This window comes from Klebsiella sp. KTE92 (genome assembly GCF_000398905.1).
In the GTDB taxonomy this organism is placed as follows: domain Bacteria; phylum Pseudomonadota; class Gammaproteobacteria; order Enterobacterales; family Enterobacteriaceae; genus Klebsiella; species Klebsiella variicola.
Genome location: NZ_KB976100.1, coordinates 166,506 through 188,234, shown reverse-complemented (window position 1 = coordinate 188,234; position 21,729 = coordinate 166,506). Strand labels below are relative to the sequence as shown.

Genomic DNA, 21,729 nt, shown 5'->3' with positions numbered 1-21,729 from the left:
TTTTATTCCCCCATGAGCGTCGCAACGATGTGCCGCGAACCGCCGTGTATCCGATGCTCCCCCAGCCAGATGCCCTGCCAGGTTCCCAGCCTGACGCGCCCGTCCTCGACCGGCAGCATCAGCGACACGCCAAGCATCGATGATTTGATGTGCGAAGGCATATCGTCAGGACCTTCATAATCATGTTCGTACGACGCATTGTCCGGCACGGCGTTGAGAAAATACTGCTCCATGTCATAGCGGACGGTGGGATCGCAGTTTTCGTTGAGCGTCAGGGAAGCGGAAGTATGCTGGAGCAGGAGGTGCAGCAGGCCAACCTTCACCCCGGACAGCCCGCGAATCTGACCGAGGACCTCATCGGTGACCAGATGAAAACCGCGGGATTTTGGCCCAAGCGTCAGGGTTTGCTGATACCACATCATCGACTCCTTTTGCGAATGAATCCTTCTAAGTGTGCAGCAATACGTGAAAAGGTAAAACCTTCCACCCCTGATTTTGCATAAAAAAACGGCAGCGCTACCGCTGCCGTTTATCGCGTTCAGGCGATCGTCAGTATTCGGAATTGACGATCACTTCTTCGCCCAGCGCCCCGGCCATCGGCAGCGGCTTATAGGAGGAGTTGGCGGCCCGCAGCACGCGGATCCCACGGGCGCCGGCCTCACGGGCAGCGGTGATGTCGTTATCCGAATCGCCGTAGAAAACCTTTATCTGCTTCGCCTGCAGCCACTGGGTCTTGGTGTTCTGGCCAGGCTTATCACCGGCGAAAATCACCGGATTCATATTGGCGGCCGGAATGAGAAAATCATCCTGCAGGGTTTTAGAAACGGTTTCTGTTTTGGTCTGGCTGCGGCCGGTGACGAACCAAATGCTGTCCCCACGCTTCACATGCATCGCAATCAGCTGGCGCGCCACCTCTTTCGGCATGCTGAATTCATCCCAGCCGTTGTTCATTTTTTCCCAGAACTGCGGGTTTTTCAGGTAATCCTCACTGCCGGGGGAGAAAGTTTTTTGCCCGCGCCAGAAGCCCGGACTGGAGAAGAGGACGGTGTCATCGATATCAAAACCGACGGCCATCGGCGGCCGCCCCAGCAGGCTGTTCTCGATTTGCGCCACCGAAACCCAGTGGATCGGCGCCTGCTCGGCCAGCTGGGCCACATTGGTGCCCACCCACAGCGGCTGTGGCGTGGAGGCGCGCGCCACAACGGCGCTGTTCAGCGTGAACAAAAGAGAAGCCGCCGCAAAGGCGAGAGTAAGTTTGCGCATATTTATCCCTAAATCTATCAATCATTATTATTTTTAATAATGTGCATGCTTAGCAACGCCCCGACCTTACCCGCCGATCGCGTGGATGAAAAGCCTTTTTCGCGTAGATGTCATAGAAAAAGAGGATGATCACAATCAGAGAGGAGGTTGCCGCTGCCCGTTGACCGGCAGCGGCAACCCACTGGAGAGCGGCTTACATCACCGCAGCAAAGGCTTTCGCCACCTGCTGAACATTACGTGAGTTTAACCCTGCCACGCACATACGACCGCTGGCAATCAGGTAGACGCCAAACTCGTCGCGCAGACGATCGACCTGCGCTGCGCTGAAGCCGGTGTAGCTGAACATCCCGCGCTGCTTAAGCAGGTAATCCACCTTGCTGCCCGGAGCAACCTGCTGCAGCGCGTCGACCAGCGCCTGGCGCATGGTCAGGATGTGCGCGCGCATGGCGTCCACTTCCGCCTGCCAGGTGGCTTTCAGAGCTGCATCGTTCAGCACCGTCGCCACCACCTGCGCGCCAAAGCTTGGCGGGCTGGAGTAGTTGCGGCGCACGGTGGCCTTCAGCTGACCCAGCACGCGGCCTGCAGTTTCGCTGTCTTCACAGACCACTGACAGGCCGCCGACACGCTCCCCGTACAGGGAGAAAATCTTGGAGAACGAGTTGCTGACCAGCATCGGCATCCCGGCGCTGGCGATGGCGCGAATGGCGTAAGCATCCTCTTCCAGCCCCCCGCCAAAGCCCTGGTAGGCGATGTCGAGGAAGGGGATCAGCTGACGCGCTTGTAATACCTCAACCACGCGGTCCCACTGGGCTGGCGTCAGGTCGGCGCCGGTCGGGTTGTGGCAGCAAGGGTGCAGCAGCACAATATCGCGCGCCGGCAGCGTTTGCAGCGTCGCCAGCAGGTCCTCAAAGCGCACGCCGTTGGTGGCTTTGTCAAACCAGGGGTAAGTACTTACTTCGAAGCCAGCCCCTTCAAAAATGGCGATGTGGTTTTCCCAGGTCGGATCGCTGACCCAGACATGAGACTCCGGAAAGTAGCGTTTGAGGAAGTCGGCCCCGACCTTCAGCGCGCCCGAACCGCCGACCGTCTGAATGGAGGCAATGCGGTTTTGCTTAAGCGCGGTATGCTCTGCGCCGAACAGCAGCGGCGCAATCGCCTGACGGTAGCCGCTCAACCCTTCCATCGGCAGATATAGCGAGGCGCCATGCGGCCCGGCGTTCAGGCGTGCTTCCGCTTCCGCCACCGCCTGCAGCTGCGGGATAATGCCGTCATCGTTGTAGTACAGCCCGATACTCAGGTTGACTTTGTCGCTTCGCGGATCTTCTTTGAAGCGTTCCATCAGAGAAAGAATAGGGTCGCCGGCGTAGGCGTCAACTTTTTGAAACACGCGATGTATCTCCAGGTTTACATAGGGCAGGTTCTTACACAATAAACCGGATATGACGACAGGTCGAGAGGATGTTGAGGGGAAAATGACCGCGAGGTGGCATAAACCGCTTTTTCGCTCACGGCTGTGCCGATGGCGTACCGGATAACATCAGGGTTATCCGGTACGGCTGGTGCTTAGTCGAGGTATTTCATGGCGACGCGGGAGGTCAGTCGCGTAATAAGTTCGTAAGCACTCACTTTCGTTATCTCGGCGATGCGCTCTACCGGGAGTCCCTCTCCCCACAGCACTACCGCGTCGCCGGCTTTATCCTGGGCCTGCGGTCCGAGGTCAACGCAGATCATATCCATCGCTACCCGGCCGACAATCGGCACTTCCCGGCCATTGACCAGCACCGGCGTGCCCGACGGCGCGGCGCGCGGATAACCGTCGCCATAGCCCATCGCCACCACGCCGAGACGGGTATCGCGTTCGCTGATCCAGGTGCCGCCGTAGCCGACGGGCTCCCCTGCTTTATGCTCGCGCACCGCAATCAGGCTGGACGTCAGGGTCATCACCGGCTGGCAGCCAAAATCTTTCCCGGTGGAGCGATCGTCCAGCGGCGACACGCCATACAGGATAATCCCGGGGCGCACCCAGTCGTAATGCGATTGCGGCCACAGCAGAATGCCGCCCGAGGCGGCGATAGAGCGCAGCCCCGGTTTGCCTTCGGTAAAGGTGGTGAAGATATCCAGCTGGCGTTCGGTGGCGCCGCAGGTCGGCTCATCGGCGCGGGCGAAATGGCTCACCACGTTCACCGGCTGGCGGACGTTTTTACACTGGCTCAGACGCTGATAAAACGCCTCGGCTTCCTCCGGGCGCACCCCTAAGCGATGCATGCCGGTATCCAGCTTCATCCACACGGTTACCGGCTCGGGGAGATCGGCTTGCTCCAGCGCCGCCAGCTGTTCGGGGCTATGCACCGCCGTATGCAGGCGCTGGGCGGCGATCACCGCCAGGTCTTCCGCAGCAAAAAAGCCTTCCAGCAGGAGGATCGGCTGGGCGATGCCTCCTGCTCGCAGGCGCAGCGCCTCTTCCAGGCGGGCGACGCCAAAGGCGTCGGCGTCAGTCAGCGTTCGCGCGGTCTCAAGGAGGCCGTGTCCGTAGGCGTTCGCTTTCACCACCGCAACCAGTTTGCTGGCAGGCGCCAGGTCACGCAGACGTTGCAGGTTGTGTCGCAGAGCGCGGCGGTTGATAACTACAGTTGCCGCTTGCATTTGAATTCCTTAAAAAAAGACAGACAGAGGTTTACTCATCGTCATACTGAGGGCCGGCATAATTATCGAACCGCGACCACTGGCCGTTAAAGGTCAGTCGCACGGTGCCGATCGGGCCGTTACGTTGTTTACCAATGATAATTTCCGCGATGCCTTTAAGATCGCTGTTCTCGTGATAAACCTCATCACGGTAAATGAACATGATCAAGTCGGCATCCTGTTCAATGGATCCGGACTCACGCAGGTCGGAGTTGACCGGGCGTTTATCGGCGCGCTGTTCCAGCGAGCGGTTCAGCTGCGACAGCGCCACCACCGGCACCTGCAGCTCTTTCGCCAGCGCCTTCAGCGAGCGGGAGATTTCGGCGATCTCAAGGGTACGGTTGTCGGAGAGCGACGGCACGCGCATCAGCTGCAGGTAGTCGATCATAATCAGTCCGATGCCGCCGTGCTCACGGGCGATACGCCGCGCGCGGGAGCGCACTTCCGTCGGCGTCAAGCCGGAGGAGTCATCGATATAGATATTGCGTTTTTCCAGCAGGATGCCCATGGTGCCGGAGATCCGCGCCCAGTCTTCATCGTCCAGTTGACCGGTACGAATGCGGGTCTGATCGACGCGCGACAGCGAGGCCAGAGAACGCATCATGATCTGTTCCGAGGGCATCTCAAGACTGAAGATGAGTACCGGCTTATCCTGCAGCATTGCCGCGTTTTCCACGAGGTTCATCGCGAAGGTCGTTTTACCCATCGACGGACGGGCGGCGACGATAATCAGATCCGACGGCTGCAGGCCAGCGGTCTTTTTGTTGAGGTCGTCGTAGCCGGTATTCACCCCGGTGACACCGTCATGCGGCTGCTGGAACAGCTGTTCGATACGGGCGACGGTGGCATCAAGCACATCGGCGATGTTTTTCGGCCCTTCGTCTTTATTGGCCCGGCTTTCGGCGATTTTGAAAACCCGGGATTCGGCGAGATCGAGCAGATCTTCGCTGGTTCGCCCCTGCGGGTCGAAGCCGGCTTCGGCGATCTCGTTGGCCACCGAAATCATCTCGCGCACCACCGCGCGTTCGCGCACGATGTCAGCATAGGCGCTGATGTTCGCCGCGCTGGGCGTGTTTTTGGACAGTTCGGCCAGGTAGGCGAAGCCGCCGACGCTGTCCAGCTGCCCCTGACGCTCCAGCGACTCCGCAAGGGTGATCAGGTCAATCGGGCTACCTGACTCCTGCAGACGCGCCATCTCGGTAAAGATATGACGATGCGGACGAGTATAGAAATCTTCCGACACCACGCGTTCGGCGACGTCGTCCCAGCGCTCGTTATCCAGCATTAAACCGCCCAACACCGACTGCTCCGCTTCAATCGAGTGCGGCGGGACTTTCAGCCCGGCGAGCTGCGGATCGCGTTCGCGGGTTTCTGTCTGTGGTTTGTTGAAGGGTTTATTTCCTGCCATAGCCTAACATTTCACCGATACGGAAAAGAGCGTGACAGTATAGCGAGAAAGCCATTGCCGCTAAAGAACCCATTAAGCGTGGCAGGCCTGAGGCGGATAAGAAAATCCGTCGCTGCCGCCGCAGGCTGTTAAGCTTACTGGATAATCTCAGAACAACACAGGAGCGAACATGGCAACACGCATCGAATTTTCAAAACACGGCGGGCCGGAGGTGCTTCAGGCGGTTGAGTTCACGCCCCGCGATCCTGCGGAACATGAAATTCAGGTCGAAAACAAAGCCATCGGTATCAACTATATCGACACCTATGTTCGTAGCGGCCTCTATCCGCCACCATCGCTGCCGAGCGGTCTGGGCACCGAGGCAGCCGGCGTCGTCAGTAAAGTTGGCCATGGGGTAACGCACATTAAGGTAGGCGATCGGGTGGTGTACGCGCAGTCGGCGCTCGGCGCCTACAGCACGGTACACAATGTGCTGGCCGACAAAGCCGCGGTCCTGCCGGACGCCATCTCTTTCGAACAGGCCGCGGCATCGTTCCTGAAAGGATTGACGGTGTGGTATCTGCTGCGTAAAACCTATGAAATTAAGCCTAATGAAGTGTTCCTGTTTCACGCGGCCGCCGGCGGCGTGGGGCTGATTGCCTGTCAGTGGGCGAAAGCGCTGGGCGCGAAACTTATCGGCACCGTCGGCAGCGCGCAGAAAGCGCAGCGTGCCAAAGAGGCTGGCGCCTGGCAGGTGATTAACTATCGCGAAGAGCAAATCGTGGAGCGACTCAAGGCGCTTACCGACGGTAAGAAAGTGGCCGTGGTCTACGACTCGGTGGGGAAAGATACCTGGGAAGCCTCTCTGGACTGCCTGCAGCGACGCGGCCTGATGGTCAGCTTTGGCAACTCCTCCGGCCCGGTGACCGGCGTCAATCTGGGGATCCTGAATCAGAAAGGTTCTCTGTACGTCACCCGCCCATCGCTGCAGGGCTATATCACCAACCGGGAAGAGCTGGCGGAAGCCTGTAGTGAACTGTTTTCGCTGATCGCCAGTGGGGTAATCAAAGTGGACGTGCCTGAGAGTCAGACCTATCCGCTGACCGAGGCCCGTCGGGCGCATGAAGTTCTGGAAAGCCGGGTAACTCAGGGGTCGAGTTTGCTGCTGCCGTAAGCGGACAAAGGGACAAAAGTTTAGGGCTTCCACCTGGGAAGCCCTTACTTTTTTTTAGTTCGGCTGTATGTAGGGTACAGCGCGATGAATTCGTTAACGCGCTAATAGTGACAGATTTGCTCAGTAATGCCTACGCGGTTGTCTGCAAAATTGTTCAGGTTGTGACAGACCCCTCAATACCTTAGTAACGCCAACGGTTATTGTCGCGAAAAGCGTTTCCGTTCGGGGATTTCAGCGCCCGAATAATCCACACCACCACCACGGCCAGCAGCAACCACGGCAGTAATTTGATCATCAAGGCGAACAAGCCGCCGACGAACATCAGCGCGGTAGCGACCACGATAGCCGCGATAATCCCCAGCAGCGATACGCCGGTCACCAACAGCATGACAAAAAATCCAATGACAAATAGCAGTTCCAGCATGGTTCTCTCCCCAACGAATGAATACTTCACTCTGCAGGTATTACAAAAAGCATGCCAAACATAAGCATTTGACTTTAAAAGAAAACGCCCCGCGTCAGTGCGCGAGGCGTGGTCAATTTCACCAGGTTTTCGTCAGAAATTAACGTTTATCGGCCACCAGCTTCAGCGCATGCTCCAGCACCGCAATATCGGCGCCGGCTTTATGCGCGTTCTCGCTCAGGTAGCGACGCCACTGGCGAGCGCCGGGGATGCCCTGAAACAGCCCCAGCATATGGCGGGTAATATGGCCCAGATAGGTGCCATTGCTGAGCTCGCGCTCAATATACGGGTACATGGCTCGCACCACCGCCACCGGATCGGCATCCGCGCCGGCGATGCCGAAAATTTCGCGGTCGACCGAGGCCAGAATACCCGGGTTCTGATAGGCCTCACGCCCGACCATCACCCCATCCATATGCTCAAGCTGCAGTCTGGCTTCGTCCAGCGATTTGATCCCGCCGTTAATCGCCATCGTCAGGTGGGGGAAGTCGCGCTTCAGCTGCCAGACGCGGGGGTAATCCAGCGGCGGGATCTCGCGGTTCTCTTTTGGGCTCAGGCCGGAGAGCCAGGCTTTGCGGGCGTGAATAATAAACATCTCACACTCGCCCTTGCCGGAGACCGTCTCAATGAATTCGCATAGAAACTCATAGCTATCCTGATCGTCAATCCCGATACGGGTTTTCACCGTGACCGGAATCGACACCACATCGCGCATCGCCTTGATGCAGTCGGCCACCAGTGGCGCATTGCCCATCAGACAGGCGCCAAACATCCCGTTCTGCACGCGGTCGGAGGGGCAGCCGACGTTGAGATTGATCTCATCGTAGCCACGCGCTTCAGCCAGCTTCGCGCACTGCGCCAGGGCCTGCGGATCGCTGCCGCCGAGCTGCAGAGCAACCGGATGCTCTTCTTCGCTATAGGCCAGATAGTCACCTTTGCCGTGAATAATCGCCCCCGTGGTCACCATTTCGGTATACAGCAGCGTATGCCGCGACAGCAGCCGCAGGAAGTAGCGGCAGTGTCGGTCAGTCCAGTCGAGCATCGGCGCGATGGAGAAGCGGTGAGCAGGGAAAACAGGTGACGTTGATTCAGGCATCATGGCGAATAAATAAGCATCCGGGTAAAAAGGGGCGCTACTATAGCACAAAGATAAACCACAGGCGCATAGTGCGCCGCGCTTCGCCCCTTCCCCGGGTCGATTACTTTTTCCGCGGCTTGCCGTCGTGTGGACCGAAGAATTGCGGCGGATGGTCAACCCAGCGATCCTGGCGCGTCGCGGCATAGCCTGGATTGAGCGGATAATAGATGCGGTTGTATTTCTTGTTGGCCTCGCCCACCACCAGCAGACGAACCTCCTGCTCGGTGTTATTGAGAAAAGTGTGGCAGATACCGGTACCCGCGGGAAAACCCACGCTGTCCCCCGGCTCCAGCTTCCAGAGATAGCCGTTTATCCACACTTCCGGATAGCCCTCCAGCACGTAGATGAACTCTTCCTCATCGCTCTCCGCGTGCGGGTACGAGGTGCGCCGCCCGGGCGGCAGTCGCTCGTGGTGGATCCCCAGCCGGTTGAGACGTAAACCGCGCCCCAGCGGCGCGCCAATCGAAAAACGCTCCGGGCTATCGGGATAAGTGGCATCGTCGGGCCCTTCCAGTTCGCGCCAGTGGCGAATGCAATCAGGTCGTTTCATCGTTTTCTCCCGAAAATGAGACACTTCAGATATAGCATACCCAGGGTCATGCGTGTTGCGATTAAATCGGGCAGGACGGTTTTAGCGATCGACTAAGGCGTAGTCTGCACGAAAGTCAGCGGCCAGCACCCGGAACTGGCGCAGGTACCGACAATCTGAAGTATGACCCGTATCACCTGCCGGCTCTCGGTGTTTTCTGAGGAACGTGATAAAGTAACAGATTCAAATTCACGCAACCCGAGGATGCTCATGGATAAGACCCCTTCGCAAGAGATGTTAGCGCATGCTGAAAAGCTATGCGCGCAGCGCGGCGTACGCCTGACCCCACAGCGTCTGGAGGTGTTGCGCCTGATGAGCCTGCAACAAGGGGCGATCAGCGCCTACGATCTGCTGGATCTCCTGCGTGACAAAGAGCCGCAGGCTAAACCGCCGACGGTTTACCGCGCGCTGGAGTTTTTACTCGAGCAGGGCTTTGTTCATAAGGTTGAATCGACCAACAGCTATGTGCTGTGCCATCTCTTTGACCAGCCGACCCATAGCTCAGCCATGTTTATCTGTGACCGCTGTGGCGTGGTGAAGGAAGAGGCGGCGGAAGGGGTGGAAGATATCATGCATACGTTAGCGGCCAGAATGGGCTTTGCCCTGCGCCACAACGTGATTGAAGCTCACGGCCTTTGTGCAGACTGCGTGGAAGTCGAAGCCTGCAGCACGCCGGGACACTGCCAGCACGACCATTCCATTCAGCTGAAAAAGAAAGCCCGCTGAGCGTCAGCCGCAGCGGGAAACAGGGTTAACGGCGCATCCTTACGCCATTCAGACAGGCACTAACACAAATGCTTTATTCTTTGAGCCACGGAACGCTACCAGCGGTAGTCGTTTTTATGCTCCCAGTCTGAGACTTCTTTCTCAGCCTGATCCTTCGCATAGCCGTACCGTTCCTGAATTTTACCGACCAGCTGATCGCGCTTACCTTCGATCACGGTCATATCATCATCGGTAAGTTTGCCCCACTGTTCCTTGGCTTTACCTTTCAACTGTTTCCAGTTACCGCCGATTTCGTCTTTATTCATGATAACGTCCTCATCATTCGGTGGGTTTACAGCCCGTTTTGTACCGGACATGGTATTAACTATAGATGAGAATGCTGGTACCGATTCGTTATTCGGAATTTTTAACCATCATACCGATGGGTAAGGCTGAGGCGATTTTCCCGGCTTGCGCTACGCTGAGCCGGGCTACTGAGTTGCCCCGGTAAGCGGCGCGCAACCGCGGGAATTCATAGATGGCCGTGATGAACGGCAATGACTAGCTAAACCAGGTGCCGTGTCGCCAGTGGCGACGCCAGATCAGCGCCAGAGACAGGCCGCGCAGGGCGAGGAACACCGCCAGCGCCAGCCACAGACCGTGGTTACCGAGCAGCGGGACCGAAAGCAGCGTTACAGCAAACCCCGCCGCGGCGACCGCCATGCTGTTCCGCATCTCCGCGCCGCGTGTGGCGCCGATAAACATGCCGTCCAGCAGATAGCACCAGACGCCCACCACCGGCAGGATGGCCTGCCAGATCAGATAGCGATCGGCCAGCTGCTGCAGAGAAGGCAGCGAGGTTAACAACGCGATGATGTACTCCCCCGCCAGGCTGTAAATCAGGGCAAACGCCAGCGCCACCATGCCAGACTGCCGGCAGGCCGCCCGCCAGACTTCCAGCAGTTGGCTGCCGTCGCGGGCGCCGTAGGCCTGGCCGGAGTGGGCCTCAACGGCATAGGCAAAGCCATCCAGCGCATAGGCGGTAAAGGTCAGCATGGTCATCAGTACCGCATTGACCGCCACAATGTCGCTGCCCAGTCGCGCGCCGTACACGGTCAGCGCGCCAAAGCACAGCTGTAGCAGCAGGGAACGCAGCATGATGTCCCGATTCAACGCCAGCAGACGGCGCAGATCCCCGCGCCAGGCGTTTTTCAGCATTGCCAGCGACACGCCGCGCAGCGTCAGCACCCGCTTCGCCATCATCAGGCCAATAATGAGAGTGGCGTACTCCGCGGTGACCGTGGCCAGCGCCGCCCCCTGGACGTTCATCCGCAGGCCCATCACCAGCCACAGGTCGAGCACAATATTGAGCAGATTACCGACCACCAGCAGAATCACCGGCGCCCGTGCGTACTGGACTCCCAGCAGCCAGCCGAGCAGCACCAGATTGGCCAGCGAGGCGGGGGCGCTGAGCCAGCGGATTTCGAGAAACCGTCTCGCCTGCTCAAGCACCGCCTCACTGCCGCCGACAATATGCAGAGCGAGGTTAATCAGCGGCAGGCGAAACAGGATGATGAGAACCCCGGCGCCCAGCGCCAGAGCCAGCGGCTGCACCAGCGCCCGCGCCAGTCGCAGCGGATCTTTGGCACCCCAGGCCTGAGCGGTGAGCCCGGTGGTGCTCATGCGCAAAAACAGCAGCAGCATGAAGAGGAAACTGGTAGCCGTCGCCCCAACCGCGACGCCGCCGAGGTATACCGGGCTGTCAAGGTGGCCGATCACCGCGGTATCCACCAGCCCCAGCAGCGGGACGGTGATGTTGGAGAAAATCATAGGGAGGGCAAGACGCCACAGCGCTTTATCGGCAGCGTTGAGCAGCATGTTTGAGGACCTGATTGAGGAAAAACGTCGCAGCGTCACGCAACAGATGACGCTGCGCAGAGGCAGGCGCTACAGCCATTCTCCATTACGGATCACGCCAACGGCCAGACCCTCAATGGTAAAACTCTGCTGGCGCAGATCGACGACGATCGGGGAAAACTCGCTGTTTTCCGGCAACAGTTCAACGACATTGCCCTGCTTTTTCAGGCGCTTCACCGTCACTTCGTCGTCAATGCGCGCTACCACCACCTGGCCGTTACGCACGTCCTGGGTTTTGTGGACCGCCAGCAGATCGCCATCAAGGATACCGATGTCTTTCATCGACATGCCGCTGACGCGCAGCAGGAAATCCGCGTTGGGTTTAAACATCGACGGGTCGACCTGATAGTGCCCCTCAATGTGCTGCTGCGCCAGCAGCGGCTCGCCGGCGGCGACGCGGCCAATCAGCGGCAGGCCATGTTCTTCTTCCGTCAGCAGGCGGATACCGCGAGAAGCACCGGAGACGATCTCGATCGCGCCTTTACGCGCCAGCGCTTTCAGGTGTTCTTCCGCCGCGTTTGGGGAACGGAACCCCAAGCGCTGAGCAATTTCCGCACGCGTCGGCGGCATGCCCGTCTGGCTGATATGATCCCGAATGAGATCAAACACCTCTTGCTGCCTGGTCGTTAACGCTTTCATTCCGCCCCCTGGGTGTATATACAGTTATGCTGTGAGTATATACAGCTACCGGTGATTTTGGAACCACATGGCACACAAAAATCGGCAGATTGTTTATATTTTGCGAGGCTTAGCGAAGAACGTTAGTGATAATGGCTCCACAGCAGCGTTCCCCAGGTGATCAGCGCGATGATAATCGCCAGCAGGACCGCCGCCGACCCCATGTCTTTGGCGCGCCCTGAAAGCTCATGATATTCCGAGCCAATACGGTCCACGACCGCCTCAATCGCGCTGTTGAGAATTTCGACTATCATCACTAGCAGGACCGACCCAATCAGCAATACGCGGGTGATGGCGTCGACGTCCAGCCAGCAGGCTATCGCGACGGCCACGATGGCGGCGATACCTTCCTGACGAAACGCGGCCTCGTTGATCCACGCTGCGCGAAATCCTTTCCAGGAGTAACCTGCCGCCTTAATGATTCGGGTTAACCCGGTGGTATTATTGGCCATCACAAAACCTTTTTACGTAAATGACGTCGATGAGTGTACGCGTTTGCCGCGTGGTAACGGAAATTTTGCCCACTTTCTGTTATTCTTGCCGCGCATTTGCATGATTAACCAGAGGCTTCACATCGTTTATGTCCGGCTGGCAACGAATTTACTATAAATTACTGAATTTACCATTACGGGTGCTGGTAAAAAGCAAGTCTATTCCGGCAGAGCCTGCCCAGGAATTAGGACTCGATACCTCGCGTCCGGTCATGTACGTCCTGCCATATAATTCCAAGGCGGACCTGCTGACGCTGCGCGCCCAATGCCTGGCGCATGATTTACCCGACCCGCTTGAACCGCTGGAGATCGACGGCGCGCTGCTGCCGCGTTACGTATTCATCCACGGTGGGCCGCGCGTATTTACCTATTACACGCCAAAAGAAGAGTCCATCAAGCTGTTCCACGACTACCTCGATCTGCACCGCAACCATCCGGACCTCGATGTGCAAATGGTGCCGGTCTCGGTGATGTTCGGCCGCTCGCCGGGTCGTGAGAAAGGGGAAGTCAATCCGCCGCTGCGGATGCTGAACGGTATCCAGAAATTTTTCGCCGTCTCCTGGCTCGGCCGCGACAGCTTCGTGCGTTTCTCGCCTTCCGTGTCGCTGCGCCGCATGGCGGATGAGCACGGTACCGATAAGATCATCGCCCAGAAGCTGGCTCGCGTCGCCCGGATGCACTTTGCCCGCCAGCGCCTGGCCGCCGTCGGCCCGCGTCTGCCGGCCCGCCAGGATCTGTTTAATAAACTGCTGGCCTCGAAAGCGATTGCCCGCGCGGTGGAAGACGAAGCGCGCAGCAAGAAAATTTCGCATGAGAAGGCTCAGCAGAACGCTATCGCGCTGATGGAAGAGATTGCCGCGAACTTCTCGTACGAGATGATCCGCCTGACCGACCGCATTCTCGGCTTCACCTGGAACCGCCTGTACCAGGGGATCAACGTGCATAACGCCGAGCGCGTGCGCCAGCTGGCTCACGACGGCCATGAGATTGTCTATGTCCCCTGCCACCGCAGCCACATGGACTATCTGCTGCTCTCCTACGTCCTGTATCATCAGGGCCTAGTGCCACCGCATATCGCGGCGGGCATCAACCTCAACTTCTGGCCTGCCGGGCCGATCTTCCGCCGCCTGGGCGCGTTCTTCATCCGTCGCACCTTTAAGGGCAACAAGCTCTACTCCACGGTGTTCCGTGAATATCTTGGCGAGCTGTTCAGCCGCGGCTATTCCGTCGAGTATTTCGTCGAAGGCGGCCGCTCCCGTACCGGCCGTCTGCTCGATCCGAAGACCGGTACGCTGTCGATGACCATCCAGGCGATGCTGCGCGGCGGCACCCGGCCGATCACTCTGGTGCCTATCTACATCGGCTATGAACACGTGATGGAAGTAGGCACCTACGCTAAAGAGCTGCGCGGCGCCACCAAAGAGAAAGAGAGCCTGCCGCAGATGGTGCGTGGCTTGAGCAAGCTGCGCAACCTTGGCCAGGGCTATGTCAACTTCGGCGAACCACTGCCGCTGATGACCTACCTTAACCACCATGTGCCGGAGTGGCGGGAAGCCATCGACCCGATCGAAGCCATCCGCCCTTCCTGGCTGACGCCAACGGTGAACAACATCGCCGCTGACCTGATGGTGCGCATCAACAACGCCGGCGCGGCCAACGCCATGAACCTGTGCTGCACGGCGCTGCTGGCCTCGCGTCAGCGTTCACTGACCCGGGAGCAGCTCACCCAACAGCTGGAGTGCTACCTCGCGCTGCTGCGCAATGTGCCCTATTCGCCAGATGCGACGACACCTTCCGCTTCGGCCAGCGAGCTTATCGACCACGCGCTGCAAATGAACAAGTTCGAAGTGGAGAAGGACACCATCGGCGATATCATCATCCTGCCGCGCGAGCAGGCGGTGCTGATGACCTACTATCGCAACAACATCGCCCATATGCTGGTGATACCGTCGCTGTTAGCCGCCCTGGTGACTCAGCATCGTCAGCTCAGCCGCACCGAAGTGCTGCGCCATGTCGAAACGCTGTATCCGTTCCTCAAGGCCGAGCTGTTCCTGCGCTGGAAGAAAGCAGAGCTGGCCGGGGTGGTGGATGCATTGATTGCCGAGATGCTGCGTCAGGAGCTGATCGTCGTCGATGGCGAGGTGATGAGCCTCAATCCGTCGCACTCTCGCTCCCTGCAACTGCTGGCCGCTGGCGCGCGCGAGACGCTGCAGCGCTATGCCATTACCTTCTGGCTGCTGAGCGCCAACCCGTCGATCAACCGCAGTTCGCTGGAAAAAGAGAGTCGTACCGTGGCCCAGCGCCTGTCGGTGCTGCATGGCATTAACGCGCCGGAGTTCTTCGACAAAGCGGTGTTCAGCACCCTGGTGCTGACCCTGCGCGATGAAGGCTACATTAGCGACACCGGCGATGCCGAGCCGGAAGAGACCCTGAAGGTTTATCGGATGCTGGCGGACTTGATTACGTCGGATGTGCGGCTGACGATTGAAAGCGTCACGCAGGATGACGCGTAACGCGGTGTTTTCTGCCCTCGCTTCCCCCCGATACACCGGGGGGAAGCTGACAGGGGATTACAGGTAGCTCATCGCCAGGCCCAGGAATAGCACCAACCCGACGTAGTTATTGTTCATAAACGCTTTGAAGCAGTTATCGCGCTCGCGATTGAAGATAAGCTTCTGCTGCCAGCCAAACAGACCTGCCGCGACAAACAACGACCAGTAGTATTCCCAGCCCAGCCCATTCAGCCAGCCCACCGCGCCCATCAGCGCCAGCACGGCCACCTGCAGGATACCGATAATCAGACGATCGTTTTCGCCGAACAGGATCGCCGTGGACTTGATGCCGATCTTCACGTCGTCATCGCGATCCACCATCGCATACTGGGTATCGTAGGCCACCGCCCACAGAATGTTGGCGAGGAACATCAGCCAGCAGCTCAGCGGCAGCGATTCGCTAACGGCCGAGAAGGCCATCGGGATCGACCAGCCAAAGGCGGCCCCCAGCACCACCTGCGGCAGATGAGTGTAGCGCTTCATAAACGGGTAGACCCACGCCAGGGCCAGCGCCGCGACCGACAGCAGAATGGTCATGGTGTTGAGGGTGAGCACCAGCAGGAAGGAGAGCAACACCAGAACGATAAACAGCGTTCGCGCCTCTTTCTCGGTAACGTCGCCGCTCGGTAGCGGACGACGGGCGGTACGCTTTACGTGACCATCAAATTTTCGATCGGCATAGTCATTCACCACGCAGCCGGCGGCGCGCATCAGCCAGACGCCGGCGACGAATACCGCCAGGATCCACAGCGGCGGGACGCCCGGCGAGGCCACCCACAGCGCCCACAGCGTCGGCCACAGCAGCAGCAAAGCGCCGATCGGTTTGTCAGTGCGCATCAGGCGATGAAACGCCAACAGCTTATTCTGCGACAGACTCCACTCCATTTTTTCTTCCTCTTAGTACAACGGCGACGCAGGCAAAAACAGCTCGGTCAGCAGCAGGGGTTTGCCGCTCAGCCGCAGGCGGGAACGACGCCCCCACAGCGCTGCATCGCGACCAATTTCAATAAAATCGCGGGTTAATGTCGACGACGTGAACAGGTATCGGCCCAGCGGGATCTGCCCGAGCTGCTGTAGCGCCAGCTCCGGACCACACAGTGTCGACTCCGGCACCACCGTGCGCCCGGCCAGCCAGGGTTCGCCATCGGCATTGAGTATAATCTCCCGCAGCCAGTAGCGCGGCTCGTCAGGTAGCAGCGCCGCTTCGTCAGTCAGCGCCTCACGCTCAATATACCCTTCGTTAATCAGGGTCACGGTGACCTGCTTTCCTTGTTGCTCAAAGCGCTGGGTCATTGAGTCCTCCAGCAGCAGCCAGTCACTCAGGGGCGGCGCCAGGGATGGCATAACGGCAAAATAGCGCAGCGCACGCAGTCGCGTAAGCGCAGGATGGGACATGCCTGATTCTCCGGTACATAACGTGAAAGCATTGTATCGCAGAATAGGCGGTTGGTGGCGGGCAAACGTCAATATACGATCATTCACGCAACAGCCATGCAACAGGCTGCCGCGCGTGCAAAAAAAGGTGCATCCCGAAGGATGCACCTAAAGGCTGTGCCTAAACATCAGCATTGTGGGGAGACGATTACCCCTTGCCTTTTACACTGCTGATAAAGGTGGAACGAGCGGATTTCGAGCCGAGGCGCTCAGCTTCGTTCATCAATTTCAGGGCTTTGTCGATGTCACCTTGTTTCACCGCCTGCTTAATACCGTTGTTGAAGTAGGTTTCGGTATCGCTGAGCATCGGCTCGCTTTTGGCTGCCGGCGCAGCAGCAGCAGCGGCGGCTGGCGCGGCCACCGGCGCGGCGGTATTGCCGACGGTGACCGGACCCGGGCCGGAGGAGCCGAACAGCGGGCCCACCAGCACGCTGGAGGTGCTATTGGTTTTCACTTTCAGCTTCAGCACGCCATCGGTGGTATGTTTAGCGATCGGATCCGGGATATCCGGGGCCGCATTGCCGGCGCCTTTGGCATAGGCTTTCGCCGGATCCAGTAGGGTCGTGGTCTGCTGGAGATCTTTTTCAGTGGTAAACACCAGCACATAGAGTTTTTGCTGGCCCAGCGCCGGGGTCAGGCGCATCACGCCGCCCAGGCGGTCAGCGGTCATGACGCCCGGCTGCTGATAGGTAAAGTAGTTGCTGGGGAAGAACGCCGCTGGCGTCATGTTCTGATCCAGAATCAGCACGTTCGGCGCAAAAATCTGCTTATGTTTGTTCAGTTCGCTGTCGAGCGTCAGGGTCAGCTCACCGATATTGGCCGGTACGCTCCAGGCGGCGACCGGTCCGACGATCCCCGGGACATCCAGGCGTTGACCGCCGGTGGTTAAATCAACGCTCTGCGTCTTTGATTGATCGGCAGGCGTCCAGATCAGCTGCTGCAGCGCGCTGGCTGGAATAGACGGCGCGGCGCTGGTGTTCTGCGGTACAAAGTTAACATCGGCAAGGCTCATCCCCGGCACGCATGCCAACATCCCTGCGGATAAACACAGAGCGACGAGAGTTTTCTTCATTTTCATTCTTCTCACCTTGGATAGCATCGGTTTAGCGGTAGCCAGGCAATAGCGCGCTAACCCTGAATAGTCAGGAGGGGCTGACGCCCCTCCCAGGTTACACCCGTCCTGCGGACGGTATTACCACCACACTTCCATCTGGGCACCGAAGGTAACTTCGCTGTCGTCACCGCGGCTGGAGGTGTACATGCCGCTTCCGCTGCTGTCTTTGGTCTGCAGACCGGAGGCGTTGCTGTAACCCCAGTTTTCATCCCACTTCGCGTAGGTTGCGAAAATACGGATAGCCGGACGAGACCAGACGCTGTTGCCTGCCTGCCACTGTTGAGCCAGAGTAATTTTGTACTGGTTGTTGTTTTCGCTGGTACGCTGGGATTTCACGTTGTCGTAACCGATTTCCAGCTGGGTGCTCATGATCGGCGTCCATTTGTACATCGGACGGACACCCACGGTGTACCAGGTCGAACCGTTTTTGCTGTCCAGGTCCACGTCCTGGTACATCGCCACGTACATCAGGCCCCAGTCATCGTTGAAGTCCATCGCACCGTGATCCAGAACGCGGATCATGCTGCCGTTGTTATCGATGCTGGTCCCTTGAGAGTGGCCGCTGTTCCAGGAGGTCATTGCGTCGGTCGCGTACTGAACGACAAACTTGTTGAAGCCGCCCCAGATGGACTGAGTATGTTCACCGGTCCACATCCAGCCGTCTTTCGACGCGCCGTCTTCCAGGCGGTAGTCATCCTGCGGGTTCGCACGGCCGTAATCGACGCCTAACTCCAGCACGCCGCCCGGGTTGGTTTCCAGGCCCGCCAGACGGATGTCAAAGACGTCGTTGGCCGTTTTCGCTGCATATTTTTTGGTGTCATCGCTGGAGAAGGTATAAGAACCGCCGCTTTCTGAGTTACGGGTAGCGGCCAGAGAGAGCTTACCGAAGCCAAGGTCAACGTTTTCCAGACCTGCACCCGGGCCGGAGATATCCCAGTAGTAGAAGTCGATCATGTGAACGTCATGACGCTGATAGAAGCGTTTACCCGCCCACAGCGTGGAGCCCGGCAGCCAGTCGATCAGGTTTTTACCCTGGATGTTGGCTTCACGGAACGCCGGAGAGGTGCTTTCCCAGTCATCTTCCTGATTCACGGAATAGGCAACGTTAGTATCGAAATAAAAACTCTTATCCCCTTCTTTCCACAGTTCCTGGCCCAGCTTCAGTTCCGCATAGGTTTCACATTCGTTACCAAGACGGTATTTACTTTGAGCACCGGTCGCTTTGAAGCACTGTTGCTCGCCGCCGCTGCCGGTCCAGCCAATGCCGGAACGCGCGTAGCCATGGAAATCGACAGCCAGCGCCTGAGCAGACATTACGCCTGCTGCGACGGCGACCGCCAGAGGAAGTTTGCGCAGAGTAATCATCATTCTATCTCCTGAGATCATTGCTTTTCTTTGAACGCTTCGCCGGTGTACCGCCTGCCGGGTTCGCGCCTTTTTTTAATGGGAAGCCTTACACGCCCGGCTCTTTATGCAGCCGACGACAAGCGGTGCCATCCTCACGGAATAAGTGGCAACGTTCTGGCGGCAAACCGATGGCGAATGTGGCTCCCTCTTCTACCAACACCACGTCGTTCTGGCGGTAAACCAGGTTCTGACGGATGGCGGGGATCTGGATATGAATTTGCGTTTCATGACCGAGCTGTTCGACGACCTGAACCTCGCCTTCGAGGGTCACATCGGCGATATCGCTGGGCAGTAAATGCTCCGGGCGGATACCTAAGGACATGTTGGCGCCCACCTGAACGTTGGCGCTGTCCACCGGCAGCCAGACTTGCTGACGGTTCGGCAGTTCTACCTGCACCTGATCGATAGCCGTCGCCGTGACTTTGACCGGCAGGAAGTTCATCTTCGGCGAACCGATAAAGCCGGCAACGAAGCGGTCAGCCGGATAGTGATAGAGCTCCAGCGGTTTCCCGACCTGCGCCACACGGCCGGCGTCCAGAACCACGATCTTGTCGGCGAGGGTCATCGCTTCCACCTGATCGTGGGTGACATAAATCATGGTGCGGGCCAGTCGCTTATGCAGACGGGAGATCTCGATACGCATCTGGACGCGCAGGGCGGCATCCAGGTTAGAGAGCGGTTCATCCAGCAGGAAGACGCTTGGCTCTGCCACCAGCGTACGACCGATCGCCACACGCTGGCGCTGACCACCGGAAAGCGCTTTCGGTTTACGCTCCAGGAGATGCGCCAGCTGTAAGACCTCAGCCACCTGAGTCACACGCTGGTTAATAACCTCTTTTTTCGCGCCGGCCAGCTTGAGGCCGAAAGACATATTTTCGGCAACGGAAAGATGGGGATAAAGCGCATATGACTGGAATACCATGCCGATGCCACGTTCGGCTGGCGGCACGTCGTTCATCCGGGTATCGCCAATAAACAGATCGCCACTGGTGACGGTTTCCAGTCCGGCAATCATACGCAGCAGGGTGGATTTGCCGCAGCCCGACGGTCCAACAAACACGACGAACTCCCCATCCTGGATCTCGAGATTGATATCTTTAGATACCACCACGTCGCCCCAGGCTTTCGTTACATTTCGCAGCTGTACGCTCGCCATGCCCTTCTCCCTTCGTTACAACCTGTCACTTAAAGACACATTCAAGATGGGTCGACTATGCGGCATTCCTTAGGCTGGCAAATCCTCCACCCCCCGGCTTTTTTATGGGGGAGGAGATGGGAGGATGAGAGATTGCCTCTCGCCGCGGGGGATGGCGGACGCAGCGTGATTTCGTGATGGGGACGACAAAATTGGGCACTTTTTTCTGTGCTCCAGGACGCAATACGGCCGTTTTTGCAATGGAGATCACACAACCAGCGGGTGGGGCGTAGACCTGGGGAGGATGGAAAGGGGTTGTTAAAAAAGGAAACTCATCATCGTTAAGCCACCGAAGTGTATCCACGAGTACATCACCAAATAGGACGGGTATATGAAAATCAAAACTGGCGCTCGCATCCTCGCGCTGTCAGCACTGACCACGATGATGTTTTCCGCCTCTGCCCTCGCAAAAATTGAAGAAGGTAAGCTGGTTATCTGGATTAACGGCGACAAAGGCTATAACGGCCTCGCTGAAGTGGGTAAAAAGTTTGAAAAAGACACCGGCATTAAAGTTTCCGTAGAGCATCCGGACAAGCTGGAAGAGAAGTTCCCGCAGGTTGCGGCGACCGGCGACGGCCCGGACATCATCTTCTGGGCGCATGACCGTTTCGGCGGCTACGCACAGTCCGGCCTGCTGGCTGAAATCACCCCGGACAAAGCGTTCCAGGACAAACTCTATCCCTTCACCTGGGATGCCGTGCGCTTTAACGGCAAACTGATCGCCTATCCGGTGGCGGTTGAAGCCCTGTCCCTGATTTATAACAAGGACCTGGTGCCGAACCCGCCGAAAACCTGGGAAGAGATCCCGGCGCTGGATAAAGCGCTGAAAGCGAAAGGTAAGAGCGCGCTGATGTTCAACCTGCAAGAACCGTACTTCACCTGGCCGCTGATCGCTGCCGACGGCGGGTACGCCTTCAAGTTTGAAAACGGCAAATATGACGTGAAAAACGTCGGCGTAGACAGCGCAGGCGCGAAAGCGGGTCTCACCTTCCTGGTTGACCTGATCAAGAACAAGCACATGAATGCCGACACGGATTACTCCATCGCGGAAGCCGCCTTCAACAAAGGCGAAACCGCCATGACCATCAACGGTCCGTGGGCGTGGTCTAACATTGATAAGAGCAAGGTTAATTACGGCGTCGCCCTGCTGCCGACCTTTAAAGGCAAACCATCGAAACCGTTCGTTGGCGTGCTGAGCGCCGGTATCAACGCCGCCAGCCCGAACAAAGAGCTGGCGAAAGAGTTCCTCGAAAACTACCTGATGACCGATCAGGGTCTGGAAGCGGTTAACAACGACAAACCGCTGGGTGCTGTCGCGCTGAAATCCTTCCAGGAGAAACTGGAAAAAGATCCGCGCATCGCCGCCACCATGGCGAACGCCCAGAATGGCGAAATCATGCCTAACATCCCGCAGATGTCTGCCTTCTGGTATGCCGTTCGTACCGCGGTAATCAACGCCGCCAGCGGTCGCCAGACGGTCGATGCTGCACTGAAGGATGCACAGAGCCGTATCACCAAGTAAGAAAACGGCGGGTGGCGC

At 58.2% G+C, this 21,729-nt stretch carries 21 protein-coding genes; 4 read left to right on the top strand and 17 right to left on the bottom strand.

The annotated features are described in order from the left end of the window. Window positions 1-2: 2 nt before the first annotated feature. From A1WC_RS23960 to dnaB, 5 genes are all read right to left on the bottom strand, one after another. Entirely contained in the window at window positions 3-419 is a 417-nt protein-coding gene (locus A1WC_RS23960; protein WP_016160106.1) for a secondary thiamine-phosphate synthase enzyme YjbQ, read from the bottom strand. Between the two features lie 130 nt (window positions 420-549). Then, complete coding sequence (gene aphA / locus A1WC_RS23965) at window positions 550-1,263, bottom strand: acid phosphatase AphA (protein WP_008807296.1); 714 nt, start codon at window positions 1,261-1,263, stop codon at window positions 550-552. 193 nt (window positions 1,264-1,456) lie between these two features. Continuing rightward, complete coding sequence (gene tyrB / locus A1WC_RS23970; RefSeq protein WP_008807297.1) at window positions 1,457-2,650, bottom strand: aromatic amino acid transaminase; 1,194 nt, start codon at window positions 2,648-2,650, stop codon at window positions 1,457-1,459. A 176-nt stretch (window positions 2,651-2,826) separates the two neighbouring features. Then, window positions 2,827-3,906, bottom strand: coding sequence for an alanine racemase (gene alr / locus A1WC_RS23975; protein ID WP_008807298.1), 1,080 nt, complete (start codon window positions 3,904-3,906; stop codon window positions 2,827-2,829). Between the two features lie 31 nt (window positions 3,907-3,937). After that, window positions 3,938-5,353: a replicative DNA helicase gene (gene dnaB / locus A1WC_RS23980; protein ID WP_008807299.1), complete on the bottom strand. Its 1,416-nt coding sequence runs from the start codon at window positions 5,351-5,353 to the stop codon at window positions 3,938-3,940. Window positions 5,354-5,522: 169 nt separating this feature from the next. Between dnaB and A1WC_RS23985 the strand changes: the two genes are divergently transcribed. Beyond that, entirely contained in the window at window positions 5,523-6,506 is a 984-nt protein-coding gene (locus A1WC_RS23985; RefSeq protein WP_008807300.1) for a quinone oxidoreductase, read from the top strand. A 181-nt stretch (window positions 6,507-6,687) separates the two neighbouring features. Here the strand turns inward: A1WC_RS23985 and pspG are convergent, their stop codons facing one another. From pspG to A1WC_RS24000, 3 genes are all read right to left on the bottom strand, one after another. Then, complete coding sequence (gene pspG, locus A1WC_RS23990) at window positions 6,688-6,930, bottom strand: envelope stress response protein PspG (protein ID WP_012543188.1); 243 nt, start codon at window positions 6,928-6,930, stop codon at window positions 6,688-6,690. Window positions 6,931-7,069: 139 nt separating this feature from the next. Next, window positions 7,070-8,068 carry a tRNA dihydrouridine(20/20a) synthase DusA gene (gene dusA, locus A1WC_RS23995; RefSeq protein WP_012543189.1) on the bottom strand — a complete coding sequence of 333 codons (999 nt, stop codon included), beginning with the start codon at window positions 8,066-8,068 and terminating at the stop codon, window positions 7,070-7,072. A gap of 100 nt (window positions 8,069-8,168) precedes the next feature. After that, window positions 8,169-8,657 (bottom strand): cupin domain-containing protein, encoded by a 489-nt coding sequence (locus A1WC_RS24000; protein ID WP_002884935.1) that lies wholly within the window; start codon window positions 8,655-8,657, stop codon window positions 8,169-8,171. 249 nt (window positions 8,658-8,906) lie between these two features. On the opposite strand from A1WC_RS24000, the gene zur reads away from it, so the two are divergent. Next, complete coding sequence (gene zur / locus A1WC_RS24005; protein ID WP_012543190.1) at window positions 8,907-9,422, top strand: zinc uptake transcriptional repressor Zur; 516 nt, start codon at window positions 8,907-8,909, stop codon at window positions 9,420-9,422. A gap of 95 nt (window positions 9,423-9,517) precedes the next feature. On the opposite strand, the gene A1WC_RS24010 is transcribed toward zur, so the two are convergent. The 4 genes from A1WC_RS24010 to A1WC_RS24025 form a co-directional block, all read right to left on the bottom strand. Then, window positions 9,518-9,727, bottom strand: a complete 210-nt coding sequence (locus A1WC_RS24010; protein ID WP_004206293.1) for a CsbD family protein — start codon at window positions 9,725-9,727, stop codon at window positions 9,518-9,520. A gap of 235 nt (window positions 9,728-9,962) precedes the next feature. Further along, window positions 9,963-11,279 (bottom strand): MATE family efflux transporter DinF, encoded by a 1,317-nt coding sequence (gene dinF, locus A1WC_RS24015; RefSeq protein WP_016160104.1) that lies wholly within the window; start codon window positions 11,277-11,279, stop codon window positions 9,963-9,965. A gap of 69 nt (window positions 11,280-11,348) precedes the next feature. After that, on the bottom strand, window positions 11,349-11,957 hold the full coding sequence (gene lexA / locus A1WC_RS24020) for a transcriptional repressor LexA (protein ID WP_016160103.1): 609 nt from the start codon (window positions 11,955-11,957) through the stop codon (window positions 11,349-11,351). Window positions 11,958-12,079: 122 nt separating this feature from the next. Beyond that, window positions 12,080-12,448, bottom strand: a complete 369-nt coding sequence (locus tag A1WC_RS24025) for a diacylglycerol kinase (RefSeq protein WP_008807306.1) — start codon at window positions 12,446-12,448, stop codon at window positions 12,080-12,082. A gap of 128 nt (window positions 12,449-12,576) precedes the next feature. Between A1WC_RS24025 and plsB the strand changes: the two genes are divergently transcribed. Continuing rightward, the gene (gene plsB, locus A1WC_RS24030) at window positions 12,577-15,000 is read left to right on the top strand and encodes a glycerol-3-phosphate 1-O-acyltransferase PlsB (RefSeq protein ID WP_016160102.1); all 2,424 of its coding nucleotides are present in this window, start codon (window positions 12,577-12,579) and stop codon (window positions 14,998-15,000) included. 57 nt (window positions 15,001-15,057) lie between these two features. On the opposite strand, the gene ubiA is transcribed toward plsB, so the two are convergent. From ubiA to malK, 5 genes are all read right to left on the bottom strand, one after another. Beyond that, window positions 15,058-15,924: a 4-hydroxybenzoate octaprenyltransferase gene (gene ubiA / locus A1WC_RS24035; RefSeq protein WP_008807308.1), complete on the bottom strand. Its 867-nt coding sequence runs from the start codon at window positions 15,922-15,924 to the stop codon at window positions 15,058-15,060. Between the two features lie 12 nt (window positions 15,925-15,936). Next, window positions 15,937-16,434, bottom strand: coding sequence for a chorismate lyase (gene ubiC, locus A1WC_RS24040; RefSeq protein WP_008807309.1), 498 nt, complete (start codon window positions 16,432-16,434; stop codon window positions 15,937-15,939). Window positions 16,435-16,621: 187 nt separating this feature from the next. Further along, on the bottom strand, window positions 16,622-17,551 hold the full coding sequence (gene malM, locus A1WC_RS24045) for a maltose operon protein MalM (protein ID WP_008807310.1): 930 nt from the start codon (window positions 17,549-17,551) through the stop codon (window positions 16,622-16,624). Between the two features lie 114 nt (window positions 17,552-17,665). Then, window positions 17,666-18,955: a maltoporin gene (locus A1WC_RS24050; RefSeq protein ID WP_008807311.1), complete on the bottom strand. Its 1,290-nt coding sequence runs from the start codon at window positions 18,953-18,955 to the stop codon at window positions 17,666-17,668. Between the two features lie 85 nt (window positions 18,956-19,040). Next, window positions 19,041-20,150 (bottom strand): maltose/maltodextrin ABC transporter ATP-binding protein MalK, encoded by a 1,110-nt coding sequence (malK, locus tag A1WC_RS24055; RefSeq protein WP_008807312.1) that lies wholly within the window; start codon window positions 20,148-20,150, stop codon window positions 19,041-19,043. A gap of 370 nt (window positions 20,151-20,520) precedes the next feature. On the opposite strand from malK, the gene malE reads away from it, so the two are divergent. After that, window positions 20,521-21,711 (top strand): maltose/maltodextrin ABC transporter substrate-binding protein MalE, encoded by a 1,191-nt coding sequence (malE, locus tag A1WC_RS24060; RefSeq protein WP_008807313.1) that lies wholly within the window; start codon window positions 20,521-20,523, stop codon window positions 21,709-21,711. Window positions 21,712-21,729 lie beyond the last annotated feature (18 nt).